This window comes from Pseudomonas simiae (assembly GCF_900111895.1).
GTDB lineage: Bacteria > Pseudomonadota > Gammaproteobacteria > Pseudomonadales > Pseudomonadaceae > Aquipseudomonas > Aquipseudomonas simiae.
In genome coordinates, this window is sequence record NZ_FOKB01000004.1 from 652,755 (window position 1) to 676,941 (window position 24,187).

The following is a 24,187-nucleotide window of genomic DNA, read 5'->3' on the forward strand; positions in this document are numbered from 1 at the left end:
AGCGCCTACCGTGGGGATGGAGTTAGATCCCGGCCAGCGCCAGGTCCATCGCGAAGTAGGTGAAAATCAGGTCCGCACCTGCACGCTTGATCGATCCCAAGGTCTCGCGCACCACGCGGTCCTCATCAATCGCACCCGCCTGGGCGCCGAACTTGATCATCGCGTACTCTCCGCTGACCTGATACGCCGCCACCGGCAGGCGCGAGGCTTCGCGGATGTCGCGGATGATGTCGAGGTAGGCACCGGCTGGCTTGACCATCAGCGCGTCCGCGCCTTCCTGCTCGTCCAGCAGCGACTCGCGCACCGCTTCGCGGCGGTTCATCGGGTTCATCTGGTAGCTTTTGCGGTCGCCCTTGAGCGCGCTGCCCCCGGCTTCGCGGAACGGGCCGTATAGGGCCGAGGCGAATTTGGTCGAGTACGCCATGATCGGGATATGGGTGAAGCCCGCATCATCCAACGCGCGGCGGATCGCCTGGACCTGGCCGTCCATCGCTGCCGAAGGCGCAATAACGTCAGCACCGGCGCGGGCGGCAGCCACGGCTTGCTTGCCGAGGTTGACCAGGGTTGCATCGTTGTCGACATGGGCACCGTGCATCACACCACAGTGACCGTGGTCGGTGTATTCACAGAAGCAGGTGTCGGACATCACGATCATTTCCGGCACGGCGTCCTTGATGATCGAGGACATGCGCGAGACCAGGCCACGCTCCTTCCAGGTGTCGCTGCCGCTGGCATCCAGGTGATGTGACACGCCAAAGGTCATGACCGACTTGATGCCGGCACGGGCATAGCGTTCGACTTCACCGGCCAGTTTTTTCTCAGGGATGCGCAATACACCGGGCATGCTGGTGATGGGCACGAAGTCGTCGATTTCTTCTTCGACGAAGATCGGCAACACCAGGTCGTTGAGGGTGAATTCACTTTCCTGAAACAAACCACGCAGCTCCGGAGAGCGGCGCAGGCGGCGTGGGCGGGCTTGGGGGAACTGGCTGGTCATGGCTTTCCTATCAGAAGGCAGAAATCTTTGGGGCGAAAGCTTATGCCCCTTCGCCCCGGCAGCACAAACGCCGAGGGGCCAATAGTGTATTGCGCCGCCCGTAACAATTCATTGATCTAGAGCTGCAGTCGCCCTTCGATACAGACGGCCACCGCACCGCCTACCCAGATTTCATCGCCCTGACGCTCGACGCGAATCCGCCCCGCCCGTCCAATGGCCGTGCCCTGGCTGACCACATAACACTCAGGCGCCAGGCCTTCGGCCAGCAGCCATTGGGCGACGCCAGCGTTCAGGCTGCCGGTGGCCGGGTCCTCCGGGGCGCCATCACCCGCGATGAAGGCGCGGACCTCAAACTGCGCGTCCACATCGTCGTGAGCAGGGTCGCACGGTGCAATCACCCCCACTGCCAAACCGAGCAGTTGCGAATAGTCCGGTTGTAGAGCCAATACCTGATTGCGGTCAGCCAGCATCACCGCCAGCCAGCCCGCGCCGTTGTCGACCCATTGGCTGCGCACGATGGCCTCGGGTGCAAGGCCCAGCGCCAAGCGCACGCGTTCAACCAACGAGGCCTCCAGCGGCCCGGAGCGCAATAACGGTGGCGCGATAAATGCCAGTTCTTCGCCCTGGCGACGGATACGCACCAGGCCGATTTCGCACTCCTGGATGATCTCCTCGCCTTTTGAAACCCCGCCGGCCTGCAGCCACGCGTAGCAACTGCCCAGCGTCGGGTGCCCGGCGAACGGCAGCTCCGTCAAGGTGGTGAAAATTCGCACCCGATAGTCAGCCCTTGGATCACGCGGTGTCAGCAAAAACGTGGTTTCACTGAGGTTGGTCCAATTGGCGAAGTCCGCCATCTGCTGGTCAGTCAGGCTGTCTGCACCGAACACCACCGCCAGCGGGTTGCCTTTGAGCGCCACACGGCTGAAGACGTCCAGTTGCTTGAAATCGAAAGTCGGCATGCTTTAACTCGGAATATTGAGGCCACGGATCACTGCCGGCCGTGCGACGAAACCGTCCAGCGCGCGCAGCACGTTAGGGAAGTCGGCAATGCCCACGAGGTCACCGGACTCGTAGAAGCCGATCAGGTTGCGGATCCACGGGAAGGTCGCGATGTCAGCGATGCTGTACTCGTCGCCCATGATCCAGGTACGGCCCAGCAGGCGTTTCTCCAGCACGTCGAGCAAGCGCCGGGATTCGGCGGCGTAACGATCGCGGGGACGCTTGTCTTCGTAGGCCTTGCCGGCGAATTTATTGAAAAAACCCAACTGGCCAAACATCGGGCCGATACCGCCCATTTGGAACATCAGCCATTGGATCGTTTCATAGCGGGTGGCCGGGTCTTCGGGGAGCAGTTGGCTGGTTTTTTCCGCCAGGTAGATCAGGATCGCGCCGGACTCGAACAGCGCCAGTGGCGAACCGCCGGGGCCATTGGTGTCGATGATCGCGGGGATCTTGTTGTTGGGGTTCAGGGACAGGAACTCGGGAGACAACTGGTCCTGTGTCTCGAAGCTGACTTTGTGCGCTTCATAGGGCAGGCCCAGCTCTTCGAGCATGATTGAGACTTTCACTCCGTTGGGCGTCGGCAGTGAATAGAGTTGCAAGCGCTCGGGATGCTGAGCAGGCCATTTGCTGTTGATCGGGAAAGCGGCGAGTGGGTTCATCGCAAGTACCTGGGCAGAAAGCAACCATGATAGTCATCTACCACGCGTCCTGCATGAGTCATCAATGCGCAATAACTGCTGGCTATTATCCCGTTTGGGCGAACCAATAGGCCCGCGGGCACTCTCAAGTACGCTCAAACAGTGAATGGAGGCAACGCGTTATATCGACAGGGAACACCGCAGGACGCCGGATGCGTTACTGGGGCCGGGCTTGTCCGCCTTAACCCGATGCACTGAAGACTCGACACTAATGACCATCAAGCCTTTGTGCCTTGCGCGACATCTGAAACGATATTCATACATCATGTTGCCGCTGTTATTGGTTGGCGGCGCTCTCGGCCTGACCCTGGAATCGCGCATCAGCAGCGCCGAACCCGTGGATGGCGTGCAAACCCTGGTGTTCCTGCGCCATGGTGAAAAACCCGCCGGGGGCCTGGGGCAACTCAATTGCCAGGGCCTCAACCGGGCAATGAACCTGGCCACGGTATTGCCAGACAAATTCGGCAAGGCCGATTTCGTCTTCGCCGCCAACCCGACACGCAATGTGGAAGAAGGCGAGCTGGACAATTCCTACAGCTATATTCGACCGCTGATGACCATCAGCCCCAGCGCCATCAAGCTGGGCCTGCCGGTGAACATCAAGTTTTCCGCGAATGACACCAGCGCCCTCGCCGACGAGCTGGTGGAAGACAAGTACCACAACGCCACCATCTACACCGCATGGTCCCACGGCTACCTGCCGGAGCTGATCAACAAGGTGGCCAGTGAAGCGTCGGGCGAAAAACACACCATCACCGACGACTGGTCCGGCAGCGACTACGACACGCTGTATGTACTGACGCTGACCTGGCACAACGGCAAGGCCTCCTTGCTGAGCCGCAACTACAAGCAAGGCTTGAACGACGGCGCCGAAGGGTGCCCGGCACCGACACAAGTGAGTGCCGATAGCTGACAGCGTATGATGCGTCGCTATTGACTCACCTGCGGACTCACACCATGCCCAACGTCACTTCATCCCAGCCCAACCGAGGCTGGTCTTTCTGGTGGAAACCAGCGCTGTTCCTGCTGATTGCCTGTGTTGGCCTCTACTACGTGAAGTGGTCGCCCTACTACCTCAAGGCCTTCGTGGCCGCCGACAACCACAGCATCGGCGCTTCGATCCTCAACGATCAGCAAAGCGCGCCACTGGCCGCTGCGCTGGCCTATGCCCAAGTGTATTTCCTCGCGATCTGGAAGGCCGCCGTGCTGGCGGTGATCCTCGGTTCGCTGTTGCAAGTGCTGATACCCCGCGATTGGCTGCTGCGCCTGTTTGGCCGTGCCGGACTCGGGTCTACCTTGCGCGGCGGGCTGTTTGCCTTGCCGGGGATGATGTGCAGCTGCTGCGCGGCACCGGTTGCGGCAGGCATGCGCCGCCAGCAGGTGTCCGTGGGCGCGGCGCTGGCCTTCTGGATCGCCAACCCGGTACTCAACCCTGCCACCCTGGTATTCATGGGCTTTGTGCTGGGCTGGGGCTTTACCGCGTTACGCCTGGTGGCAGGCATTGTGTTGGTGGTGGGTGTGTCGCTGGTGGCGCAGCGCATTTCGCGGCCGGATCAGGTTCCTGAGCCAGCGCTGGAGGCGATGGCCGAAGTCAGCGTTGTCGAGTCCCAACCCTTCCTGAGCCGCTGGCTGCGCACCCTGTGGCAACTGTTCTGGAGCACCATCCCGGTCTACATCCTGGCGGTGCTGATCCTGGGCGCGGCGCGGGTGTGGCTGTTCCCGCATGTGGATGGGGCCATGACCAACAGCCTGGTGTGGCTGGTGCCATTGGCGATTGTCGGCACGTTGTTCGTGATTCCTACGGCGGCAGAGATACCTATCGTACAAACCATGATGGCCCTGGGCATGGGCACCGGCCCGGCCGTGGCCCTGTTGATGACCTTGCCCAGTGTGAGCCTGCCGTCACTGCTGATGCTGCGTAAGGATTTTGATGCGCGAGTGCTGGCAACGGTTGCCGGATTGACCATGCTGGTGGGAGTGGTGTGTGGGTTGATCGGAGCGGTGCTTCTTTAGATTTTGGATGAGCTTCAGGCGCTCATCGAAGGCACGCCAGCTTGCACGTTTGACGGTGTTCACACACCAGCCTGTGGGTGCCGGCGTGCCTGCGATGGCACCCGAAAAGTTCACCCCATTCGTTCGCGCAGATACTCCACCACCGCGCCCTGCTCCCCGGCAAACTCGATCCGCGCGCCTTTGCTTTCACGCTGGAACGCGTACATCGGGTCGTAGTACTCGCGCAGCAGCCCCTCGATCCAGACCCGATGCAAATCCACTGCGCCACTGCGCGCCTGCTCCGCCAGGGCGTCCTGCATCACCGCTTGCAGTCGCTGGAAACGTTCGCCACCGAGGCGCTTGTGAATATTGGCCAGGCTCTGGGTCAGCCGCTCGGCAAACAGCGCGTGGCCCTGCTCGCCAAATACGTCGACGAACTCCGCACACAGGTCCACGACATAATCGCGCAGGATGCGTTCGACTCGCCCCTCGACGCTGTCCTCCAGCCAAACCATGGGATAAGTCTGCATCCCCTTGTGCAACGGCAACGGCAACGCACAACTGCCAATCATGCGGCTCTCGTCCTCGACCACGAATCCCTCGATGCCGCCGGCACGTTTCTTCAGCAGGTCCACTGCCAGGCGGTTTTCAAAGTCGATGTTGGACGGCTGGCCCGTAGCACGCTTACCGAAGCTGGAACCGCGATGGTTGGCATGCCCCTCCAGATCCAGGGCATTGCGCAACTGGCCGAGGACTTCGGTCTTGCCGGTGCCGGTCATACCGCCCAGCAACACGAAATCACATTGTGTGGCCGCTTGCTCGAGGGTCTCCAGCAAAAAGGACCGCATGGCCTTATAGCCGCCGCCGACACGCGGGTATTCAATGCCCGCCTCGGTCTTTAGCCATTGCTGCACGATCTGCGAACGCAGACCGCCGCGAAAGCAATACAGGTAGCCCTCGGGATTGGCCTGGGCGAACTGCGCCCACTGTTCGATGCGTTGCGCCTTGATCGCGCCGGACACCAGTTCGTGCCCGAGCACGATTGCCGCTTGCTGGCCCTGCTGCTTGTAGCAGGTGCCGACACGCTGGCGTTCATCGTCGGTCATCAGCGGCAAGTTGACGGTCCCAGGGAACGCGCCTTTGACGAATTCGACCGGCGCGCGGGTGTCCATCATCGGCCGGTCATTGAGGAAGATGTCGCGGTAGTCAGTGATGTCAGTCGCCATTAAAACACCTCTACCGCGTGGCGCTGTCGCTCAACCAATGCGCCGATAGGCTCAAGGCTCAGGCCCAGTTCCGCGGCCACTGAATGGAACTCGGCGTCGCCCTCGGGGGTGACCGCTATCAAAAGCCCGCCACTGGTCTGCGGATCGCACAGCACGCGCTTATGCAACTCCTGCAGACGCCCGAGCTTGCTGGAATAACTGTCAAAGTTGCGCAGGGTCCCCCCCGGCATACAGCCCTGCTCCAAGTAGTCCTCAATCCCAGGCAGGCGTGGGACTTTTGCGTATTCGATGCGTGCCGACACCCCGCTGCCGTCAGCCATTTCCACCAAATGTCCCAAGAGGCCGAAGCCAGTGACGTCGGTCATGGCCGTTACCCCCGCCAGTTTGCCGAAACGGCTGCCAGGCTTGTTAAGGGTACACATCCAGTCACGTGCGAGGCCGATGTCTGCCTCGCGCAACTTGCCCTTCTTCTCAGCGGTGGTCAGGATGCCGATGCCAATGGGCTTGGTGAGATACAGGCGGCAACCGACGGTAGCGGTATCATTGCGCTTCATATGGCGCTTTTGCACGATGCCGGTCACCGCCAGCCCGAAGATCGGCTCCGGGGCGTCGATGGAGTGACCGCCCGCCAGGGGAATACCGGCTTCATCGCATACCGAACGGCCGCCACGGATCACCTCCCGCGCAATCTCCGGCGCCAGCACATTGACCGGCCAGCCGAGAATGGCGATGGCCATCAGCGGGTCGCCGCCCATAGCGTAGATGTCGCTGATTGCGTTGGTGGCAGCAATCCGGCCGAAATCGAAGGGGTCATCGACAATCGGCATGAAGAAGTCAGTGGTCGAGACCACGCCGCGCTCGTCATCAATCGCGTACACCGCCGCGTCATCGCGCGACGCGTTGCCCACCCACAGGTTGGGATCGAGGTTCTGTGCGCCGCTACCGGCGAGGATCACCTCCAATACCTGGGGCGATATCTTGCAACCGCATCCCGCGCCATGGCTGTACTGGGTAAGACGAATCGGCTCGTTCATGGTGGACCTCACGCTATCAAGTGCGCGAATTCTAACAGACAGCAAAAGCCGGCTGGGCTCTTGTGAGCGCAGCCGGCCTATTGGGTGCAGCGGTTACTGACGGGCAGCCAGCAAACGCTTGTGACGGTTACGTCGGGCGATGTTCAGGCACTCGATCGCCGCCGAGAACGCCATGGCCGCATACACGTAGCCTTTAGGCACATGGGCGCCGAAGCCTTCGGCGATCAACGTCATACCGATCATGATCAGGAAGCCCAGGGCCAGCATTACCACGGTCGGGTTGTCGTTGATGAACTTGGCCAACGGCTCGGCCGCCACCAGCATCACGATCACCGAGGTCACGACGGCAATGATCATGATCGGCAAGTGCTCGGTCATGCCCACGGCGGTGATGATGCTGTCGATGGAGAACACCAGGTCGAGCAACAGGATCTGGCCGATGGCCGCGGCGAAACCGATGGCCACGACGTTGCCAGCGCTGGTTTCCTTCTCTTCCGGCTCCGGGTCCATGCTGTGATGGATCTCGGTGGTCGCCTTCCACACCAGGAACAGGCCACCGGCGATCAGGATCATGTCCTTCCACGAAAACGCCTGGCCAAACACTTCGAATACCGGCGCGGTCAACTGCACGATGAACGCGATGGTGCTCAACAGGCCCAGACGCAACACCAACGCCATGCTGATACCGATGCGCCGCGCCTTGGCCCGATGCTGCTCCGGCAGCTTGTTGGTGAGGATCGAGATGAAGATCAGGTTATCGATGCCCAGCACGATCTCCATGACGATCAAGGTCGCCAGGGCAACCCAGGCGGTGGGGCTGGCGGCCAGTTGTAAAAGGTAATCCATAGGTCAGTCCTGACGTTGTGCGGGAAAATTAGGCTTCTGTGCTGTTCGATTCTGTTTCTTTCTCTTCCTGATCATCCTTCTTCTGTGGGTTGATCAGGCCATTTGTCGCTTCACTCAATGCCTGCTCGGCCGCCTTATGCGTGTCATCGATGGCTTGCTTGGCCGATTCGGTGGCCTTGCCCAGCACCTGCTGCGCGCTTTTTTCGACCTGATCGCAGCCGCTGATCACCACCAATGAAAGCGCAAGCAACGATGCCGCGCCCAGGGAATTGAGTTTCATGATGTCTTCCTCGTTAGAACCATTGGGTCCAGATAGTGGCCCCGCGATAGCGAGGCATTCTATGCAGGTGAACAGTTCAGGAAAATTCGTATTTTTCTCGCGTATACTTCGATTTTTACGAAGTTATGGTTGCCATGCTCAATTACCGACAACTGCACTATTTCTGGGTGGTGGCCAAGACTGGCAGCATCGTGCGTGCGTGTGAGCAGCTTAACCTCACGCCCCAGACCATCAGCGGGCAGATTAGCCTGTTGGAACAAACCTTTGGTATCGCGCTGTTTCAGCGCGTCGGCCGTCAGCTGGAATTGACTGAAGCCGGACGCCAGGCCCTGCCCTATGCCGAGCAGATGTTCCAGACCGGCAATGAATTGGAGGCCATGCTGCGCGCGCAGCCCAATGAACAGCAGATCCTGTTCCGCGTCGGCGTGGCGGATGTGGTGCCCAAGTCCATCGTCTACCGATTGATTGCGCCGACCATGGAGTTGAGCGAGGCGATCCGCATTACCTGCCGCGAAGACAAGCTCGAACGCCTGCTGGCCGACCTGGCCATCCAGCGCCTGGACCTGGTGATTTCCGACAGCCCCATGCCGACACACTTGGACATCAAGGGCTACAGCCAGAAGTTGGGCGAGTGTGGCATCAGCTTTTTCGCCACCCAGGCGTTGGCTGACACATACGGCGGGGATTTCCCACAATGCCTGCACGGCGCGCCACTATTGATTCCAGGGGCGGAAACCGTGGTCCGCAGCCGTTTGCAGCGCTGGTTTGCCGAACAGCAGATCCAACCAAAAATCATCGGTGAATTCGACGACAGCGCCTTGATGCAGGCATTCGGCCAATCCGGCAGCGGGATCTTTATCGCCCCCAGCGTGATTGCCGATGAAGTGGTGCGCCAGTACGGCGTGGCGCTGATTGGCCAGACCGTGGCGGTGACCGAGTCGTTCTACGCGATCTCGGTGGAACGCAAGGTCAAGCACCCCGGCATCGTGGCGATTACCGAAGGCGCTCGACGGGAGCTGTTCACCACCCTGCCCTGACGGCTCAGGCCTGGGAGGCGACCGGTTGCTTGGCGGTCATCAGCCACAACGCCAGCAGGATCGACACGAGGATAAACCCGGACGCGGCAAAGCCCAGGCTGCCCAAGCCGAGGGTGTCGATCACATGGCCACCCACCATGGCGCCCAGGCCGATTCCCAGGTTGGCCCCGGCGATGTTGAGTGACGCCGCAAATGCAGGTGCATGAGGCGCGGCCTTCATCAAGCGCACATGGCTGACCAGAAACATCGCCGCCTGGGTCACGCCCCACACGGCCATCGCCGCCGCCAGGCCAATGGTGGAATGGATCGCCGGCACCAGCGCGACCATGCCCGCAATCATGAAGCCACAGAACACCATCGACGCGATCAACGGATGGCGATCCACCGCACGCCCGCCCAACGAATTGCCAATCAGCCCGACGGCACCGAAGCCCATCAGGCACCAGCCCACCAACGTACCGTCGAAACCGGCCAGGCGCTCCAGGATGTCCGCTAAGTAGGTGTATGCCGTGAACATGCCGCTGAACACCAGAATCGACAGCAGGATATGCCCCTGCATCAGCGGGTTACGCAGGATCTTGAACTGCGAGCGCAACGTCACTTCATCATTCTTGGGCTGGGTCACCGGCAGGTAGATAAACAGCAGCAAGGCCTTGGCCAACGCCACCACCGCGAGGATGGCAAACGCGGCGCGCCAGCCGAACATATCGGCAATCAAGGTACCCACCGGAATGCCGAAGACCGTGGCGCAGACGATACCAAAGCCGATCTTCTCGATGGCACGCCCGGCGAATTCCGGGCCGACGATGTCCACCGCCGTTTCGCTGGCCAACGCCCAGAACACCGGCAGCCCCAGCGCCGGGATCAACCGCGCCAATGCCATCACCCAGATATTCGGTGCCAGCGCCGCCACCGTATTGGCCACGCCGAACAGGATCAGGATGCTGATGAACAGCCGTTTGCGTGGGAAACGCGCGCAATAGGCTGTCAGAAACGGACCAAAGGCCGCCACGGTAAACGCGAACAAGGTCACCAGCAGCCCAGCCTGGGACACACTCACATTCAGGTCCCGCGCGATGGAGGGCAGCAGGCCGACAATGACGAATTCCGTGGTCAGCACCGTAAAGCCGGCGGCTGACAGCAGCAGGATGGGAAACAACATGAAAACTCCAGAAACGACGACATCAACGACAGCCCGAAGGGCCCGCTGACGGAAGGAAAGATGAGAGGACGGAATCTTAACAGGATTTTGCAAAGACTGGGACGGGCGGGTGACGCAATGCCGCACAGGCGAGGACATTTCCTACAGCGTGCTAGACTTCGCGATCCGCGTCCTACAGCCATTTCTGCGTACGCCGCTGTGCCTCCAAAAACTAGAGACAAGTGTTATGACTGCTGCCCCATCCCTCCTGCAACGACTGGCGCGCGTCAGCCTGGTCACGCAAATCGTCATCGGCCTGATCGCCGGCATCCTGCTCGCCCTGCTGCTGCCCGAGGCGGCCAAGGCCACCGGGTTTATCGGCAAGGTGTTCGTCACGGCGCTCAAAGCCGTGGCACCGATCCTGGTGTTTGTGCTGGTGATGGCGTCGATCGCCAACCATAAGCACGGCCAGGAAACCCATATCAAGCCGATCCTGTTCCTGTACCTGCTGGGCACCTTTGCTGCCGCCGTCGTCGCGGTAATTGCCAGCATGTGGTTCCCCTCCTCGCTGGTGCTGGCAACCCATGATGCAACGGTCAGCGCACCGGGCGGCATTGGTGAGGTGTTGCAAAGCCTGCTGTTGAGCGTGGTGGACAACCCGGTCAGCGCGCTGATGAACGCCAACTTCATCGGCATCCTGGCCTGGGCCATCGGCATGGGCGTAGCCATCCGTCATGCCGGCGAGACCACGCGCACCGTACTCGACGACCTGTCCAACGGCGTCACGCTGATCGTGCGTGTGGTGATCCGCTTTGCGCCGTTGGGCATTTTCGGCCTGGTAGCCTCGACCCTGGCCACTTCCGGCTTTGGCGCCCTGCTCGGCTACGCCCACCTGCTGGTGGTGCTGATCGGCTGCATGTTGTTCGTGGCGCTGGTGGTCAACCCGGCCATTGTGTTCTGGAAACTGCGCCGCAATCCGTATCCATTGGTGCTGATGTGCCTGCGTGAAAGCGGGATCACCGCGTTCTTCACCCGCAGTTCGGCGGCGAACATCCCGGTCAACCTGGCCTTGAGCAAACGCCTGGGCCTGCATGAAGACACCTACTCGGTGTCGATCCCACTCGGTGCCACCATCAACATGGCCGGTGCTGCGATCACCATCACCGTGCTGACCCTGGCCGCCGTGCACACCTTGGGCATCGCCGTCGACCTGCCAACTGCCGTGCTGCTCAGTGTGGTCGCGGCCATCTGCGCCTGCGGTGCTTCCGGCGTGGCGGGCGGCTCGCTGTTGCTGATCCCGCTGGCGTGCAGCTTGTTTGGCATTCCCAGTGACATCGCCATGCAAGTAGTCGCCGTGGGTTTCATCATCGGTGTGCTACAGGATTCGGCGGAAACCGCGCTGAACTCGTCCACCGATGTGCTGTTCACTGCCGCCGCTTGCCTGGGCAAGGAAGAACAGCCGGCTTAATCGCCAGCCACAAAAAAGCCCGGGGCCGTTCACTGAAGAACGACCCCGGGCTTTTTTGTGGCTGGATGCTTAGAAAGCGCCCATGTAGTCGCGCTTGCCCACTTCCACGCCATTGTGACGCAGCAGAGCGTAGGCGGTGGTGACGTGGAAGAAGAACTGCGGCAGGCCGTAGGTCAGCAGGTAGGACTGGCCGCTGAAGCGCTTTTCTTTCGGCGTGCCTGGGCGAGTGATGATCTCGATGCCTTCCTTGCCGTCGATCTGCTCGGGCTTGATGGTGTCGACAAAGGCCAACACTTTGGCGATCAGGGCTTGCAGGTCGGCAAAGGTGACTTCGGTATCTTCATATTTCGGCACTTCGAGCTCGGCCAGGCGCGCGGAAACGCCCTTGGCGAAGTCGACAGCGATCTGCACCTGGCGAACCAGTTGGAACATGTCCGGGAACAGGCGTGCCTGCAGCAAGGCGTTCGGCTCGATGTTCTTGGCAGTGGCGTGGGCTTCGGCTTTGGTCAACACACCGCTCAGGGCGGTGAGCATTTGCTTGAAGACCGGGATGGAGGCGGCGTACAGGGAAATAGTCATGGCAGTCTCTGGGTAATGTCACGGTTTGAACCAGCGGCGATTATAGACATGCCGGGCGCTTGTCTTTTATTTTTTCCGGCTTACGCTAGTGAGCTCACTGCATAGGGAAAGCGCGATGACCGCCGAGCACGACACCGAGAACCGTGAGCCGCGCCTGAACAGCACGGAAATCCGCATCCTGGGCTGCCTGATCGAAAAACAGGCGACCAACCCGGAAACCTATCCCCTGACTCTCAATGCGCTGGTACTGGCCTGCAACCAGAAGACCAGTCGCGAACCCGTCATGAACCTCAGTCAGGGCCAGGTCGGCCAAAGCCTGCGCGCATTGGAGGGCCAGGGTTTTACCCGCCTGGTGATGGGCAGCCGCGCCGACCGTTGGGAACATCGGGTGGACAAGGCGCTGGAACTGGTGCCAGCCCAGGTCATCCTGATTGGCTTGTTATTCCTGCGAGGGCCGCAGACGGTCAACGAACTGCTCACCCGCAGCGGGCGCATGCATGATTTTGAAGATACTGAGCAGGTGGTGCACCAGCTTGAGCGTTTGATTGCGCGAGGGTTGGCGCTGCTGGTGCCGCGTCAGGCCGGGCAACGGGAAGATCGGTATACCCATGCGCTGGGTGACCCGGCGGACATCGAGACGATTATTGCGGCGCGGGGTAGCCCGGCAGAGCGTGGGGTTGGGGTTTCCGTGGACCGGATTGAAGAGCTGGAAGCGCGGATTGCAGCGTTGGAAGAGCGGTTGGCGCTACTGGAACAGGCCTAAAACAGTCAACGTGTGGGAGCGGGCTTGCTCGCTCCCACGTTCGTTCCAGGCAAGGCTTCAGTTTCGGGCGAAGGCCACTGCCGCCTGAAACTGCTCATCGGTCGGCCGCACGCCGGTATAGAGCACAAACTGCTCCAGCGCTTGGATGGCAATGACTTCCAAGCCGGTAATCACCCGCTTGCCCTGGGCCCTTCCACGCACGATCAATGGTGTTTCCGAGGGGATCGAAACCACATCGAACACAGTCTCCGCGACATCCACCGCATCAGCGTCAAACGCCAACGCGTCTGCCTCAGCCCCGCCGGTCATGCCGATGGGCGTCACGTTGATCAGCATCTGCGGACGCATATCCGCCAATTCGGCTCGCCACGCATATCCCAGGTTCTGCGCCAGCGCCCGGCCTGCTGCTTCGTTGCGCGCAACGATTACGCCATTGGCGTAACCACCGTCACGCAAGGCACTGGCCACGGCCTTGGCCATACCGCCGCTGCCACGCAGAGCGAAGGTCGAGTCCTTAGGCACGGCGTGCTTCTTCAGCAGTTGCTCGATGGCGATGTAGTCGGTGTTATAGGCCTTGAGGTGCCCGTCGGTGTTGACGATGGTGTTCAGGGAGTCGATGGCTTGAACCGAATCGTCCAGTTCATCCACTAAGGCAATGGCAGCCTCCTTGAAGGGCATGGAAACCCCGCAACCCCGTACGCCCAGCGCGCGGATACCACCGATCGCGCCGGGCAAATCCTGGCTGCTGAAGGCTTTATAGTAGAAGTTCAGACCCAACTGCTCGTACAGGTGGTTATGAAACCGCAGGCCGAAATTCCCGGGGCGCGCCGACAGAGACATGCACAGTTGGGTGTCCTTGTTGGGGTGCATCTGCATGGATAACTCCTTTGAGTAAGCAATTGGATACAGACCTTACACAACCTTTACCTAGCGGCTGTGCTGTTTTTCAGAAATACGTTGTCTTAAAAGTATCCCCGCGACATTACTTGAGTCTATTGATTGCAGACCACAAGCGCTGGGGCTAACCGAGGAATGACCATGATTCGTACAATCCCCAAGATCGCCTTGCTGGTTGGCGCACTCGCGATGGCAGGCCAAGCCTCCGCCCATGGTGGTGGTTGGGGTGGCCCGGCCGTATTGGGTGCTTTAGTCGGCGCAGCCGTCGTGGGCTCCGTGGTTGCAAGCCAGCCGCGTGACGTCTACGTGCAGCAGCCGGTGTATGTGCAACCGCAGCCGGTGTACGCCGCGCCGCCACCGGTCTACTACGCACCGCCGCCACCGGTGTATGTGCAACAGCAGGTTTATTATCGTCCGGCGCCGGTGTATTACGGCCCACCGCGTGGCTATTACGGTCCACCACGCGGCTACTACGGCCCTCCCCACGGCTATTACGGTCGCGGCTGGTAAGCGGATCGTCTGAAACAGGCCTCGCCGGATTGCGGGGCCTTTTTTTGCCTGGAAAGTCCGGATTCATGCCGTCAAGGTCGCTCTGAGGACAATGCCCGGTGCGCAATCGCACATCATCGACACCAATGTCTACTTGCTCGAACCGGCCTTGCGCTGTCATGTTTGTGTCACGACAGCCTTCCACTATCGATCCTGTCCACCCAATAACAACAAGGACGACTGACCATGCCCACGCAAAACCCGCACCGCACCGCTGGCCTCTGCACATCCAGCAAAGTCTACAGCGCCCTCACCGAACTCAAGCACCTGGAGGGCCACCGCAGCGCCAAATTCCTCGCGCTGCTGGCGGAAAACCTGGTGCGCAAGGGTCTGCTCAGCGAGCAGGAAGTGGTGAACATGCTCGATCAAGTGGTGGACTGACGTCTCGCGTCGATGTCGACTATCGAGCCAGGTGATTTTTCCTAGATCAGCCTGCCCCGTACAGTGACCTCCATAGCAATCGGAGGTCCTTATGGCCACTATTCAGATCATGTCCGTCATCGGCAGCGCCGTCCCCGCCCCTCTTCGCCAGCTGGGCTTGCTCGCCTGCTGGTACCTGGTTCGCGATGGCGAAGCCATCAGTGGTCCTTTTATAAGCAGCCGTGAAGCAGCTGCAAGCCTCAAGCTTGAAGCTGCCTTTTAGGGCAACGGCAATTTGACTCGCGGCTTGCTCTCCACGAACAACGCCCAACTGGACATGAACAAGGCCGCCACCAGCGGCCCGATCACGAAGCCGTTCAAGCCAAAGACCGACAAACCGCCCAGGGTCGAGATCAGGATCAGGTAATCCGGCATCTTGGTGTCCTTGCCCACCAGGATCGGCCGCAACACATTGTCCACCAGGCCGATCACAAACACGCCAAACAGCGCCAGCACCACGCCCTGCCAGATTGCGCCGCTCAATAAGAAGTAGGCGGCTACCGGCCCCCAGACAATCCCCGCGCCCACCGCCGGCAACAACGACAGAAACGCCATCAGTACCGCCCAGAGCAATGCACTGGGAATATCCAGGAACCAGAAGATCAACCCGCCGAGCGCACCCTGGGTCACGGCCACCAGCACGTTGCCCTTGACCGTGGCACGCACCACCCGATTGAACTTGAGTTGCAACCGGCGCTTTTGCGGTTCGGCCAACGGCACCGCGGTGCGCACCTTACGTACCAGTTCAGGGCCATCGCGCAGCAGGAAATACAGCAGATACAACATGATGAAAAAGCTCACCAGGAAATCAAACGTACCCTGGCCGAAGCTGAATGCCTGAGTGGCAAAGAACTGACTGCCTTGCATTGCGCTCTTGACGATTTTCTCGCGCAACCCTTCAAGGTTGCCCATGCCGAAACGGTCCAGCAGGTGCTGGAAGTACGGCGGCAACACATTCTTGAACTGCTCGATATACCCGGCCACGTCCAGCTTGCCGCTTTCGATGTTCTTGTAGAGCGTCGCGCCCTCTTGCACCAGCAAGGCGCTGGTGATGATCACCGGCAGGATCGCGATGATCAGGCAGGCACTCAAGGTGGCCAGGGAAGTGAGGTTGCGGTTCCAGCCAAAGCGCTGCTGCAGGCGCCGCTGCATCGGGGCAAAGATGATGCCGAGGATCACCGCCCAGAACACCGCGCCGTAGAACGGCAGCAATATCCAGATAAACGCGATGGTCACCAGGCCCAGCAACAACAGCAGGGTCTTGAATTGCAGATTGGTTTGATTCATGTCCGGTCCATGTCAGAAAAGCAGAGGTCCCTTGTAGACCCTGTTGCTTAGTCCGCAGCGAAACCTGGGAGTGCCCTCGGTTATTGAACAAGCATAGACCGCATCACTGAATGGCCTTGGCTTCGCTCAACAACGTCTGGATCATCTGCTCCTGCGCGTCATAACGGCCTTCGCCGAAGTGGGTGTAACGCACTTGCCCCTTGGCATCGATCAGGTAATGGGCGGGCCAGTACTGGTTGTCGAAGTTGCGCCAGATCGCGTAGTTGTTGTCGATGGCCACCGGGTAGGTGATACCCAGCTTGCGCACCTGGTCCTTGACGTTGCCGATGATGCGTTCATAGCCGTATTCCGGGGTGTGCACGCCGATCACCACCAAGCCGTCCTTCTCGTACTTCTTCGCCCATTGCTTCACATACGGCAGCGTGTGCTGGCAGTTGATGCAGTCATAGGTCCAGAAGTCCACCAGCACCACTTTGCCTTTCAAGGATTCGCGGGTGAGTTCAGGTGAGTTGAGCCACTCGACCGCGCCGGCCAGCGACGGCATGGCACCGTTGGCATTGTCCTCGCCAGGGTCGGCCTTGACCTTGCTCACCACGTAATCCACAACTTTGGGCACGTTTTCCAGTACGCCCTTTTCCAGGCTGCTGACACCTTCGGACGACGTACCGGCGAGTAAGGTTTTGTCCGCACCGGTGGAGATCACCACTGCTGCAGCCAGTACCGCCACACCTGCCCCACGGCGCAGCCAACCGGTCACCGGAATCGAGGCCTTGAGTCGATTGACCAAGCCGCGCCCGGCAAAGATCAACGTGCCCAGGGACAAGGCGCTGCCCAGACCGTAGGCCACCAGCAACAGGCTGGTCTGCGCATTGGCGCCTTGCAGCATCGCGCTGGTCAGGATCACGCCCAGGATCGGCCCGGCGCACGGCGCCCACAGCAGGCCTGTGGCGACGCCGATCAAGACCGACTTCAGCGGGCCGGACAGCGTGCGGCTGTCAGGATCGAGACGGTTGCCCAACACCACAAAGGGGCGGGCCAGCCAGCCACCGATCCGTGCCGAGATCAGCGACAGCGCAAACAGCCCCATCACGATCAGCGCCACATGGCGGCCGGTGTTATTGGCCTGTATTACCCACTCCGTGCTGACCACGGCCAGGCTGGAAATCAGCGCGAAGGTCAGGACCATGCCGCCGAGGGTCAGCAGGATCGAACGGCGGGTGCGGTCGACGCCGGCGAACAGAAACGGCACCACCGGCAGGATACAAGGACTGAGGACGGTCAGGACGCCGCCCAGGAATGCGATGAGTAGCATGGTGTTCACCTTATCGAGTGGGGAGACGGCTTCACGCCGTCTGGTGGTCCAGCGCCCGGCCAAGCGGTGTGCGACGGCTGCCGTCCTCCACCAGCAGGTCTTGGCCGGCGCCGTGTTGCACCGGGGTCAGTTGGAAACACGTGCTGGCGGCGCAGCTGCTTTTCTCCATCGCGGCGTTGGCGTGCACGGCAGTGCCGGCGAGGGCAAAGGCGGTGGCGGTCAAAAAGCGGGTCAGATGGTTCATGGCGGTTTTCCTGTGGCAAAAAATGGGAGAGGTCAGCGCGACTCAGTTGTCGCCGATGCAGCCGTCGCCGAACTTGAGGTAATCCAGCACCTGGGTCTTGTCGTGGGAGTCCAGGTAGGTCATGCGCGCATTCACCACGCCACAGGCGGGCTTGGAGTCCTGGCTCATCGACACCACTTGCTTGATGTCCAGGTGGGTGCCGTAGGTGTAGGTTTGCGCGGCAGTGGCGGCTTCGGCGCGGGCCGACAAGGTGCAGATGTTCAGGGCGGCAAACAGGCAGGCGGCGTAGATGGCTTTGGTGTTCATGGCGGTTGACTCCAGGTTTTCAGGGTTGGAGGCGGTGTGCCTCGTTGGAATCAATTAGAAGCCCCTGAGGTATCGCGCCTGTGTCGGAAAACCGCGCGGATAAATCGATACGTATCCACAGCCCCCGCCGATACACAGCGATACAAAAAGCCCAAAGGACGACCTGGATCAATAAACCGCCCTCGCCGCTCGGCTACCTTCGCGACCTTTTGCGACCCGTGCCCATGCCTCCCATCCTCGCCCCCGAACTGCTCGCGCCCGCCGGCACCCTGAAAAACATGCGTTACGCCTTTGCCTACGGCGCCGATGCCGTCTACGCCGGCCAGCCGCGCTACAGCCTGCGGGTGCGCAATAACGAGTTCGATCACGCCAACCTGGCACTCGGCATCCAGGAAGCCCACGTGTTGGGCAAGCGTTTTTATGTGGTGGTGAACATCGCGCCGCACAACGCCAAGTTGAAGACCTTCCTCAAGGACCTGGCCCCGGTGATCGCCATGAGGCCGGACGCGCTGATCATGTCCGACCCTGGATTGATCATGCTGGTGCGCCGGCACTTCCCGCAGATGCCGATCCACTTGTCGGTGCAGGCCAATACGGTGAACTGGGCCAGTGTGGAGTTCTGGCAGCAGCAAGGCATCTGCCGAGTGATTCTGTCGCGGGAGTTATCTCTGGAAGAAATCGATGAGATCCGCCAGCAAGTGCCGGCCATGGAGCTGGAAGTGTTTGTGCACGGCGCGTTGTGCATGGCCTATTCCGGACGCTGCCTGCTCTCGGGCTATATGAACAAGCGCGATGCCAACCAGGGCACCTGCACCAATGCCTGTCGCTGGAAATACCAGGCGACCCCGGCTGTGGAAAACGCCACGGGGGATATCGTTCAGCAATGCCAACCCACCCTGGGCATTGGCGCGCCCACCGATCAGGTGTTCCTGCTGCAAGAGGCCAACCGCCCCGATGAACAGATGCCCGCCTTCGAAGACGAGCACGGCACCTACATCATGAACGCCAAGGACCTGCGCGCCGTGCAGCACGTGGAGCGCCTGACCCGGATGGGCGTGCATTCACTGAAGATCGAAGGCCGCACCAAGTCGCACTTCTACTGCGCGCGCACCACCCAGGTGTATCGCCAGGCCATTGATGATGCGGTGGCCGGTCGCGCCTTCGACCGCAACCTGATGACCGACCTCGAATCCCTGGCCCAGCGCGGCTACACCGAAGGTTTCTTGCGCCGCCATGTGCACGATGAATACCAGAACTACCAGAACGGCAGCTCAGTGTCGGAACGCCAGCAGTTCGTCGGCGAGCTGACTGGCGAGCGCCGGGGCGGGCTGGCCGAGGTCAAGGTGAAAAACCGCTTCGCCCTGGGCAATCACCTGGAATTGATGACCCCTGCCGGCAACTTCCACTTTGACCTGGAGAGGATGCACAACAGCCAGGGCGAGGCTGTGGAGGTCGCGCCGGGGGATGGGCACACGGTGTACGTGCCGGTCCCGGGGGAGATGGATGTGCGCTTCGGCCTGCTGATGCGCGACCTATAACGGTATCGCGTTCAACCAGACACTGAAGCGGGTCGGCCTGTGACAGGAGATGAGCCCTCTTATGGCTGATCAGATCCGGAACTGGCCGACCAACTGCCCCAGGCGCTGACCCAGCTCCGCCAAGCTGCGGGACGTCTGGGCGCCCAATTGGGTTTCGTCGGCGACGCTGTCCACCGCCACAGCGATCTGATGCACGCTGCGGTTGATCTCCTCGGCAACGGCGGTCTGCTCTTCGGCGGCGCTGGCGATCTGGGCGTTCATCGAATTGATGGTGCCGATCAACTGAGCCATGGTGTCCAGGGAGGCTCCGGCTTCGTTGGCCTGGGCCGAGGTGCCGTCGCCGGCATCGCTGGAACGGCGCATGGCCTCCACCGCGGCCTCGGTGCCTTTTTGCAGGCGGTCGATCATGCCCTGGATTTCCTGGGTGCTGGTCTGGGTGCGGCTGGCCAGGGCGCGTACTTCGTCGGCCACTACCGCAAAACCACGCCCGGCCTCGCCTGCCCTTGCGGCTTCGATGGCGGCGTTGAGTGCCAGCAGGTTGGTCTGTTCGGCGATGGAACGGATCACGCTGAGCACACTGACGATGGAAGACACGTCCTGCTGCAGGCTGTCGAGGGACACGCCGCTGCTGCGGATGTCGTTCACCAGCGCGTGGATCTGCGCAATGCTGCCGTCCACCACACGCTTGGCGGCCTGGCCTTCGGCATCGGTTTGCTGGGCAGCGACCGAGGCACCCTGGGCACTGCGCGCCACTTCTTGCGCAGCCGACGACATCTGGTTGATCGCGGTGGCAACCTGGTCGGTCTCGTGGCGCTGGCGTTCCATGGCCTGTTCGGAACGCTGGGCCTGGTCGGAAACCTGACTGACCAGGCCGGTGAGTTGGCTGGTCATCTCGGTGATCTGGCGCACCAGGCCGTGGATCTTGTCAACAAAACGGTTGAACGCCCCCGCCAGATCGCCCAGTTCGTCCTGGCTGGTGATGGCCAGGCGGCGGGTCAAGTCACCTTCGCCGGCCGCGATGTCGTCGAGGTTGGCTTTCATCAAGTGCAGTGGACGCAGGATAGTATTGGCCAGCAGCATGCCAACGGCAGCGATCACCAACAGCAGCACCACGGCCACGCCGAGAATGCTCAGCAGCACGCCCTCCATGCGTTTCTGCACCTTGGCTTCGACCACCGCGACCTGGGCTTCAATACCGTCCAGGTTTACCGACGTACCGATGACCATGTCCCATTTCGGCAGGTATTCGGTGTAGCCCATCTTGGGCACCAATTCGGTCTGGCCCGGCTGGGTCGAGCTGTATTGCAGGTAGTGGGTGCCGTCCTTGCCGACCTTGACCAGGTCTCGGTTGACGTACACGCCATTGGGGTCTCGGTTGTCCTTGAAGCTCTTGCCCACGCCGTCGGGGCTGTTGCCCTTGAACAGGCGGATGGTCTCGGAGTCGTAGCCGAAGAAGTAGCCGTCCTTGCCGTAGCTCGTGTTGGACAGCAGTTTGACCACCTGCGCACGCGCAGCGGTATCGCCAGGCGCGGCCGCGTCGTAGAGCGGCTTGATGGTGCTCATGGCCACTTCGACATAACTTTGCAGGGTGGCCTTGGCGTCGTTGAGCAGGCGCTGGCGGGTTTCTTCCACCTCGTTGCGCGCCTGGCCCTGCAAAATCCACACGGTGGTCAGGCTGATGACCACGGCAAACAGCAGCACCGGCACTACGGCGAGGGACAGGACTTTGGCCTTGAGGCTCAGACGCATGGCTTTTCTCTCTCTTATTAGTGGCGACTTGAGAGGTTAACGGCCAATCGCGCGGATTCTGTAGGACCCCAACGTCTGATGGCGCGCGCACTTACTGCTCCAGCTCGGCCATTGCGGCGTTCAGGACAGATATTTTTCCACCAGGGCCAATGCAACGGCCTCGGTCTCGGCATCAGGGATACCCGAGATACCCGCAGGCCGGAAATGCATCTGGAACGCCCGGATGACCTGGCGGGTTTCGTCGTCCAACACGCCGCTCTGCGGGATCGTGTAGCCATAAGTGGCAAGGGCGCGTTGCACAATGCTCACGTCAACCGTTTGAGATTCAGGACGCCCGGCCAGGTGCTTGTGTACCGTGACTGCGTCTGGCCATGCGCCGATACCGTGTTCGGAAAGCGCCTGCCAGGGAAACAACGGACCGGGGTCGGATTTACGCAAAGGAGCAATGTCACTGTGACCGACAACGTTTTGCGGCTCGATGGCGTAGCGCTTGATCACGTCCGCGGCGAGGTGCTTGACCAGCGCCAGTTGCGCTTCAGTGTAGGGGAACCACAGCCGCCCGGTGGGGCCTTCAATGAAGCCAGCGTTGACGATCTCGATGCCGATGGAGGTGTCATTGAGGTTGGCCCGGTTTCCCCAATGACTGACGCCGGCGTGCCAGGCGCGTTTTGCCTCCGGCACCAACTGCAAAACCACCGGTAGGTTGTGGTGCTTGTGCGGAGTGCTATAGGCGAGGTAATGCGCGCTGGCGGTGCCGTTGGTCAGCGCATCCAGGGAGTTTTTGTCGTCAAAGACCGTGTAATGCAGGACTAAAAAACGAATCCGCTCGTTCTGGTTTGGGGAGGTGTGTGTGGTGTCAACGGCATAGCCGTTTTTTACAATCAGATTTTCCGGCGCCGTGACGCAGGCTGTCATCATCAGAATGGCGAGCAAAAGGACGGCTTTTTTCATCGGAGTACGTCAACGTCGGGTAAGAAGCTCCGGAATATAAAGACCATCGACAGTCCAACGATCTTCCCCTGCCGAGTGCAGGTCGATTTCAGAAAATCACTACCCAAGCCCGAGACTCTTCCGACAAAAGGCGGCGGCAGGCGCCGCCACCGAGACGAATCTGCAGATATGCGCGGCGAGGCTGTTAGAGCGTCATCGCCGCCAACCAGCCAAACGCCAGCAACGGGAGGTTGTAATGCAGGAACGTCGGTACCACCGTGTCCCAGATATGGTGGTGCTGGCCGTCGACATTCAGGCCGGAGGTCGGGCCGAGGGTGGAGTCCGAGGCCGGCGAACCGGCATCACCCAGTGCACCGGCGGTGCCGACGATGCACACAATGGCCACCGGGCTGAAGCCGAGTTGCACGCACAGCGGCACAAAAATCGCGGCCAGGATCGGCACCGTGGAAAACGAAGAACCAATGCCCATGGTCACCAGCAGCCCCACCAGCAACATCAGCAACGCGCCCACGCCACGGTTATGGCCGATGAACGCCGCCGAGGTTTCCACCAGCGAGCGCACGTCGCCGGTGGCCTTGAGCACTTCGGCAAAGCCCGACGAGGCAATCATGATGAAGCCGATCATCGCCATCATCTTCATGCCTTCGGTGAACAGATCGTCGGTATCGCGCCAGCGCACGATGCCCGACACCGAGAAAATCAGGAACCCGGCCAGGGCGCCGATGATCATCGAGTCCAGCCACAGCTGGATGATGAACGCCGAGGCAATCGCCAGGCCGGCCACCAGCAGCGTCAGCGGGTTGTATTGCACCGCCACTTGCTCGACCCGCTCGATTTTCTCCAGGTCGTACACGCGCTTCTTGCGGTAACTGATAAACACCGCCACCAGCAAGCCCACCACCATGCCGAGTGCCGGCAGGCTCATGGCGTGGGTGACGTTGACCTGGCTGATATCCACGCCGCTCTTGGCCACGTTGGCCAGCAGGATCTGGTTGAGGAAGATATTGCCGAAGCCCACCGGCAAAAACATGTAGGGCGTGATCAGGCCGAAGGTCATCACGCAGGCGATCAGGCGGCGGTCCAATTGCAGCTTGGTCAGCACGTAGAGCAGCGGCGGCACCAGCAACGGAATGAACGCGATGTGGATCGGCAGGATGTTCTGCGAGGCAATCGCCACCACCCACAGCAGGCCGATCAGCAGCCATTTGACGTGGCCGCCGCCACTGGCGTCCTGGCGGTCCACCAGCAGCAGCGCCTTGTCAGCCAGGGCGTGGGCCAGGCCGGATTTGGCAATTGCCACGGCGAAAGCGCCGAGCAAGGCGTAGGACAACGCCACGGTCGCACCACCGCCCAAACCGCCATTGAAGGCTTTGAGCGTGGCGTCTATGCCCAGGCCACCGGTCAAACCACCCACCAGGGCGCCGACGATGATGGCGATGACCACATGCACGCGGGACAAACTGAGCACCAGCATGGTGCCGACCGCGGCAATGACTGCGTTAATCATGGTTACCTCAAGCAGAAAAACATAAAAAACAGGCATGCCCGCGCCCAGGCGACCATCGGGTGGCAACCAGCGTGCAGGCGTGAAGGAGGTCTTATTAGAGGGCGCGCACTGTGCAGCAGGTGGGCGCTCATGTCAAAAGCAGGGAGTGAACAAGGCGTTTTTGTGGTGAGCGAGCACCTCATCACAAAGCAAGTTTAAATTGATCGTTTGAATAAAGAAAAGTTGAAATCAGCCGATAACCGAGCTCTATGTGTTTTCAGGTAAGGACGTACCGATGTCGCTTAGGCAGCTCTCCATTCAATGGAAAATCACCCTGCTCGCTGGCCTCTGCCTGCTGGGAATCGTGACCCTGCTGGTGGGTCTG

Annotated in this window: 26 protein-coding genes; 9 read left to right on the forward strand and 17 right to left on the reverse strand. The window is 60.9% G+C overall.

Going from position 1 to position 24,187, the window contains the following annotated elements:
- Positions 1-22: 22 nt before the first annotated feature.
- The 3 genes from hemB to BMZ57_RS16395 form a co-directional block, all read right to left on the reverse strand.
- Entirely contained in the window at positions 23-997 is a 975-nt protein-coding gene (hemB, locus tag BMZ57_RS16385) for a porphobilinogen synthase (RefSeq protein ID WP_010211326.1), read from the reverse strand.
- A gap of 116 nt (positions 998-1,113) precedes the next feature.
- A complete protein-coding gene (locus BMZ57_RS16390; protein WP_044286961.1) occupies positions 1,114-1,956 on the reverse strand; it encodes a PhzF family phenazine biosynthesis protein in 843 nt (280 codons plus the stop codon).
- A 3-nt stretch (positions 1,957-1,959) separates the two neighbouring features.
- Positions 1,960-2,658, reverse strand: coding sequence for a glutathione S-transferase N-terminal domain-containing protein (locus BMZ57_RS16395; RefSeq protein WP_010211328.1), 699 nt, complete (start codon positions 2,656-2,658; stop codon positions 1,960-1,962).
- 250 nt (positions 2,659-2,908) lie between these two features.
- Between BMZ57_RS16395 and BMZ57_RS16400 the strand changes: the two genes are divergently transcribed.
- Together BMZ57_RS16400 and BMZ57_RS16405 are read left to right on the forward strand one after the other, a co-directional pair.
- A complete protein-coding gene (locus BMZ57_RS16400) occupies positions 2,909-3,610 on the forward strand; it encodes a hypothetical protein (RefSeq protein WP_021492025.1) in 702 nt (233 codons plus the stop codon).
- 44 nt (positions 3,611-3,654) lie between these two features.
- Positions 3,655-4,710, forward strand: coding sequence for a permease (locus BMZ57_RS16405; protein WP_010211330.1), 1,056 nt, complete (start codon positions 3,655-3,657; stop codon positions 4,708-4,710).
- Between the two features lie 110 nt (positions 4,711-4,820).
- Here the strand turns inward: BMZ57_RS16405 and mnmH are convergent, their stop codons facing one another.
- The 4 genes from mnmH to BMZ57_RS16425 all read right to left on the reverse strand — a co-directional run bounded on the left by mnmH (position 4,821) and on the right by BMZ57_RS16425 (position 8,075).
- On the reverse strand, positions 4,821-5,915 hold the full coding sequence (mnmH, locus tag BMZ57_RS16410; protein WP_069672716.1) for a tRNA 2-selenouridine(34) synthase MnmH: 1,095 nt from the start codon (positions 5,913-5,915) through the stop codon (positions 4,821-4,823).
- Positions 5,915-6,949 carry a selenide, water dikinase SelD gene (gene selD, locus BMZ57_RS16415; RefSeq protein ID WP_010211332.1) on the reverse strand — a complete coding sequence of 345 codons (1,035 nt, stop codon included), beginning with the start codon at positions 6,947-6,949 and terminating at the stop codon, positions 5,915-5,917. The genes mnmH and selD overlap by 1 nt, the downstream gene beginning before the upstream one ends.
- Before the next feature lie 93 nt (positions 6,950-7,042).
- The gene (locus BMZ57_RS16420; RefSeq protein ID WP_010211333.1) at positions 7,043-7,795 is read right to left on the reverse strand and encodes a TerC family protein; all 753 of its coding nucleotides are present in this window, start codon (positions 7,793-7,795) and stop codon (positions 7,043-7,045) included.
- 28 nt (positions 7,796-7,823) lie between these two features.
- Positions 7,824-8,075 (reverse strand): hypothetical protein, encoded by a 252-nt coding sequence (locus tag BMZ57_RS16425; protein ID WP_069672717.1) that lies wholly within the window; start codon positions 8,073-8,075, stop codon positions 7,824-7,826.
- A gap of 134 nt (positions 8,076-8,209) precedes the next feature.
- Between BMZ57_RS16425 and nhaR the strand changes: the two genes are divergently transcribed.
- On the forward strand, positions 8,210-9,112 hold the full coding sequence (gene nhaR / locus BMZ57_RS16430) for a transcriptional activator NhaR (protein WP_010211336.1): 903 nt from the start codon (positions 8,210-8,212) through the stop codon (positions 9,110-9,112).
- Between the two features lie 4 nt (positions 9,113-9,116).
- On the opposite strand, the gene BMZ57_RS16435 is transcribed toward nhaR, so the two are convergent.
- Complete coding sequence (locus BMZ57_RS16435) at positions 9,117-10,274, reverse strand: MFS transporter (protein ID WP_010211338.1); 1,158 nt, start codon at positions 10,272-10,274, stop codon at positions 9,117-9,119.
- Between the two features lie 226 nt (positions 10,275-10,500).
- On the opposite strand from BMZ57_RS16435, the gene sstT reads away from it, so the two are divergent.
- On the forward strand, positions 10,501-11,721 hold the full coding sequence (sstT, locus tag BMZ57_RS16440; RefSeq protein ID WP_021492028.1) for a serine/threonine transporter SstT: 1,221 nt from the start codon (positions 10,501-10,503) through the stop codon (positions 11,719-11,721).
- 69 nt (positions 11,722-11,790) lie between these two features.
- Here sstT and BMZ57_RS16445 read toward each other — a convergent pair whose 3' ends face one another.
- On the reverse strand, positions 11,791-12,300 hold the full coding sequence (locus tag BMZ57_RS16445; protein WP_069672718.1) for a DUF1993 domain-containing protein: 510 nt from the start codon (positions 12,298-12,300) through the stop codon (positions 11,791-11,793).
- Positions 12,301-12,415: 115 nt separating this feature from the next.
- Between BMZ57_RS16445 and BMZ57_RS16450 the strand changes: the two genes are divergently transcribed.
- Positions 12,416-13,063, forward strand: a complete 648-nt coding sequence (locus BMZ57_RS16450; protein ID WP_069672719.1) for a YceH family protein — start codon at positions 12,416-12,418, stop codon at positions 13,061-13,063.
- Between the two features lie 57 nt (positions 13,064-13,120).
- On the opposite strand, the gene BMZ57_RS16455 is transcribed toward BMZ57_RS16450, so the two are convergent.
- On the reverse strand, positions 13,121-13,939 hold the full coding sequence (locus BMZ57_RS16455; RefSeq protein ID WP_069672720.1) for a shikimate 5-dehydrogenase: 819 nt from the start codon (positions 13,937-13,939) through the stop codon (positions 13,121-13,123).
- Positions 13,940-14,095: 156 nt separating this feature from the next.
- On the opposite strand from BMZ57_RS16455, the gene BMZ57_RS16460 reads away from it, so the two are divergent.
- The 3 genes from BMZ57_RS16460 to BMZ57_RS29540 all read left to right on the forward strand — a co-directional run bounded on the left by BMZ57_RS16460 (position 14,096) and on the right by BMZ57_RS29540 (position 15,152).
- Positions 14,096-14,470, forward strand: coding sequence for a hypothetical protein (locus tag BMZ57_RS16460; protein ID WP_021492030.1), 375 nt, complete (start codon positions 14,096-14,098; stop codon positions 14,468-14,470).
- A gap of 225 nt (positions 14,471-14,695) precedes the next feature.
- Complete coding sequence (locus BMZ57_RS16465; protein WP_010211349.1) at positions 14,696-14,890, forward strand: hypothetical protein; 195 nt, start codon at positions 14,696-14,698, stop codon at positions 14,888-14,890.
- A gap of 91 nt (positions 14,891-14,981) precedes the next feature.
- Positions 14,982-15,152, forward strand: coding sequence for a hypothetical protein (locus tag BMZ57_RS29540; RefSeq protein WP_010211350.1), 171 nt, complete (start codon positions 14,982-14,984; stop codon positions 15,150-15,152).
- On the opposite strand, the gene BMZ57_RS16470 is transcribed toward BMZ57_RS29540, so the two are convergent.
- The 4 genes from BMZ57_RS16470 to BMZ57_RS16485 all read right to left on the reverse strand — a co-directional run bounded on the left by BMZ57_RS16470 (position 15,149) and on the right by BMZ57_RS16485 (position 18,078).
- Positions 15,149-16,216 (reverse strand): AI-2E family transporter, encoded by a 1,068-nt coding sequence (locus tag BMZ57_RS16470; protein WP_010211353.1) that lies wholly within the window; start codon positions 16,214-16,216, stop codon positions 15,149-15,151. The two genes, BMZ57_RS29540 and BMZ57_RS16470, sit on opposite strands and share 4 nt — an antisense overlap.
- A gap of 103 nt (positions 16,217-16,319) precedes the next feature.
- The gene (locus tag BMZ57_RS16475) at positions 16,320-17,528 is read right to left on the reverse strand and encodes a cytochrome c biogenesis protein DipZ (protein WP_047542813.1); all 1,209 of its coding nucleotides are present in this window, start codon (positions 17,526-17,528) and stop codon (positions 16,320-16,322) included.
- Positions 17,529-17,559: 31 nt separating this feature from the next.
- Positions 17,560-17,772 (reverse strand): hypothetical protein, encoded by a 213-nt coding sequence (locus BMZ57_RS16480; RefSeq protein ID WP_069672721.1) that lies wholly within the window; start codon positions 17,770-17,772, stop codon positions 17,560-17,562.
- 42 nt (positions 17,773-17,814) lie between these two features.
- Positions 17,815-18,078: a DUF2790 domain-containing protein gene (locus BMZ57_RS16485; RefSeq protein ID WP_010211377.1), complete on the reverse strand. Its 264-nt coding sequence runs from the start codon at positions 18,076-18,078 to the stop codon at positions 17,815-17,817.
- Positions 18,079-18,302: 224 nt separating this feature from the next.
- On the opposite strand from BMZ57_RS16485, the gene trhP reads away from it, so the two are divergent.
- On the forward strand, positions 18,303-19,616 hold the full coding sequence (gene trhP / locus BMZ57_RS16490) for a prephenate-dependent tRNA uridine(34) hydroxylase TrhP (protein WP_069672722.1): 1,314 nt from the start codon (positions 18,303-18,305) through the stop codon (positions 19,614-19,616).
- Between the two features lie 69 nt (positions 19,617-19,685).
- Here the strand turns inward: trhP and ctpM are convergent, their stop codons facing one another.
- From ctpM to BMZ57_RS16505, 3 genes are all read right to left on the reverse strand, one after another.
- Entirely contained in the window at positions 19,686-21,365 is a 1,680-nt protein-coding gene (gene ctpM / locus BMZ57_RS30340; protein WP_021492039.1) for a methyl-accepting chemotaxis protein CtpM, read from the reverse strand.
- A 120-nt stretch (positions 21,366-21,485) separates the two neighbouring features.
- A complete protein-coding gene (locus BMZ57_RS16500; RefSeq protein WP_021492040.1) occupies positions 21,486-22,316 on the reverse strand; it encodes an N-acetylmuramoyl-L-alanine amidase in 831 nt (276 codons plus the stop codon).
- Positions 22,317-22,500: 184 nt separating this feature from the next.
- Positions 22,501-23,820, reverse strand: a complete 1,320-nt coding sequence (locus tag BMZ57_RS16505) for a Na+/H+ antiporter family protein (protein WP_162098524.1) — start codon at positions 23,818-23,820, stop codon at positions 22,501-22,503.
- Positions 23,821-24,187: the final 367 nt, after the last annotated feature.

Bases quoted from the DNA above. Each gene is read 5' to 3' on its own strand.
- hemB (WP_010211326.1), bottom strand. From the start codon at position 997: ATGACCAGCCAGTTCCCCCAAGCCCGCCCACGCCGCCTGCGCCGCTCT.
- BMZ57_RS16390 (WP_044286961.1), bottom strand. From the start codon at position 1,956: ATGCCGACTTTCGATTTCAAGCAACTGGACGTCTTCAGCCGTGTGGCG.
- BMZ57_RS16395 (WP_010211328.1), bottom strand. From the start codon at position 2,658: ATGAACCCACTCGCCGCTTTCCCGATCAACAGCAAATGGCCTGCTCAG.
- BMZ57_RS16400 (WP_021492025.1), top strand. From the start codon at position 2,909: ATGACCATCAAGCCTTTGTGCCTTGCGCGACATCTGAAACGATATTCA.
- BMZ57_RS16405 (WP_010211330.1), top strand. From the start codon at position 3,655: ATGCCCAACGTCACTTCATCCCAGCCCAACCGAGGCTGGTCTTTCTGG.
- mnmH (WP_069672716.1), bottom strand. From the start codon at position 5,915: ATGGCGACTGACATCACTGACTACCGCGACATCTTCCTCAATGACCGG.
- selD (WP_010211332.1), bottom strand. From the start codon at position 6,949: ATGAACGAGCCGATTCGTCTTACCCAGTACAGCCATGGCGCGGGATGC.
- BMZ57_RS16420 (WP_010211333.1), bottom strand. From the start codon at position 7,795: ATGGATTACCTTTTACAACTGGCCGCCAGCCCCACCGCCTGGGTTGCC.
- BMZ57_RS16425 (WP_069672717.1), bottom strand. From the start codon at position 8,075: ATGAAACTCAATTCCCTGGGCGCGGCATCGTTGCTTGCGCTTTCATTG.
- nhaR (WP_010211336.1), top strand. From the start codon at position 8,210: ATGCTCAATTACCGACAACTGCACTATTTCTGGGTGGTGGCCAAGACT.
- BMZ57_RS16435 (WP_010211338.1), bottom strand. From the start codon at position 10,274: ATGTTGTTTCCCATCCTGCTGCTGTCAGCCGCCGGCTTTACGGTGCTG.
- sstT (WP_021492028.1), top strand. From the start codon at position 10,501: ATGACTGCTGCCCCATCCCTCCTGCAACGACTGGCGCGCGTCAGCCTG.
- BMZ57_RS16445 (WP_069672718.1), bottom strand. From the start codon at position 12,300: ATGACTATTTCCCTGTACGCCGCCTCCATCCCGGTCTTCAAGCAAATG.
- BMZ57_RS16450 (WP_069672719.1), top strand. From the start codon at position 12,416: ATGACCGCCGAGCACGACACCGAGAACCGTGAGCCGCGCCTGAACAGC.
- BMZ57_RS16455 (WP_069672720.1), bottom strand. From the start codon at position 13,939: ATGCAGATGCACCCCAACAAGGACACCCAACTGTGCATGTCTCTGTCG.
- BMZ57_RS16460 (WP_021492030.1), top strand. From the start codon at position 14,096: ATGACCATGATTCGTACAATCCCCAAGATCGCCTTGCTGGTTGGCGCA.
- BMZ57_RS16465 (WP_010211349.1), top strand. From the start codon at position 14,696: ATGCCCACGCAAAACCCGCACCGCACCGCTGGCCTCTGCACATCCAGC.
- BMZ57_RS29540 (WP_010211350.1), top strand. From the start codon at position 14,982: ATGGCCACTATTCAGATCATGTCCGTCATCGGCAGCGCCGTCCCCGCC.
- BMZ57_RS16470 (WP_010211353.1), bottom strand. From the start codon at position 16,216: ATGAATCAAACCAATCTGCAATTCAAGACCCTGCTGTTGTTGCTGGGC.
- BMZ57_RS16475 (WP_047542813.1), bottom strand. From the start codon at position 17,528: ATGCTACTCATCGCATTCCTGGGCGGCGTCCTGACCGTCCTCAGTCCT.
- BMZ57_RS16480 (WP_069672721.1), bottom strand. From the start codon at position 17,772: ATGAACCATCTGACCCGCTTTTTGACCGCCACCGCCTTTGCCCTCGCC.
- BMZ57_RS16485 (WP_010211377.1), bottom strand. From the start codon at position 18,078: ATGAACACCAAAGCCATCTACGCCGCCTGCCTGTTTGCCGCCCTGAAC.
- trhP (WP_069672722.1), top strand. From the start codon at position 18,303: ATGCCTCCCATCCTCGCCCCCGAACTGCTCGCGCCCGCCGGCACCCTG.
- ctpM (WP_021492039.1), bottom strand. From the start codon at position 21,365: ATGCGTCTGAGCCTCAAGGCCAAAGTCCTGTCCCTCGCCGTAGTGCCG.
- BMZ57_RS16500 (WP_021492040.1), bottom strand. From the start codon at position 22,316: ATGAAAAAAGCCGTCCTTTTGCTCGCCATTCTGATGATGACAGCCTGC.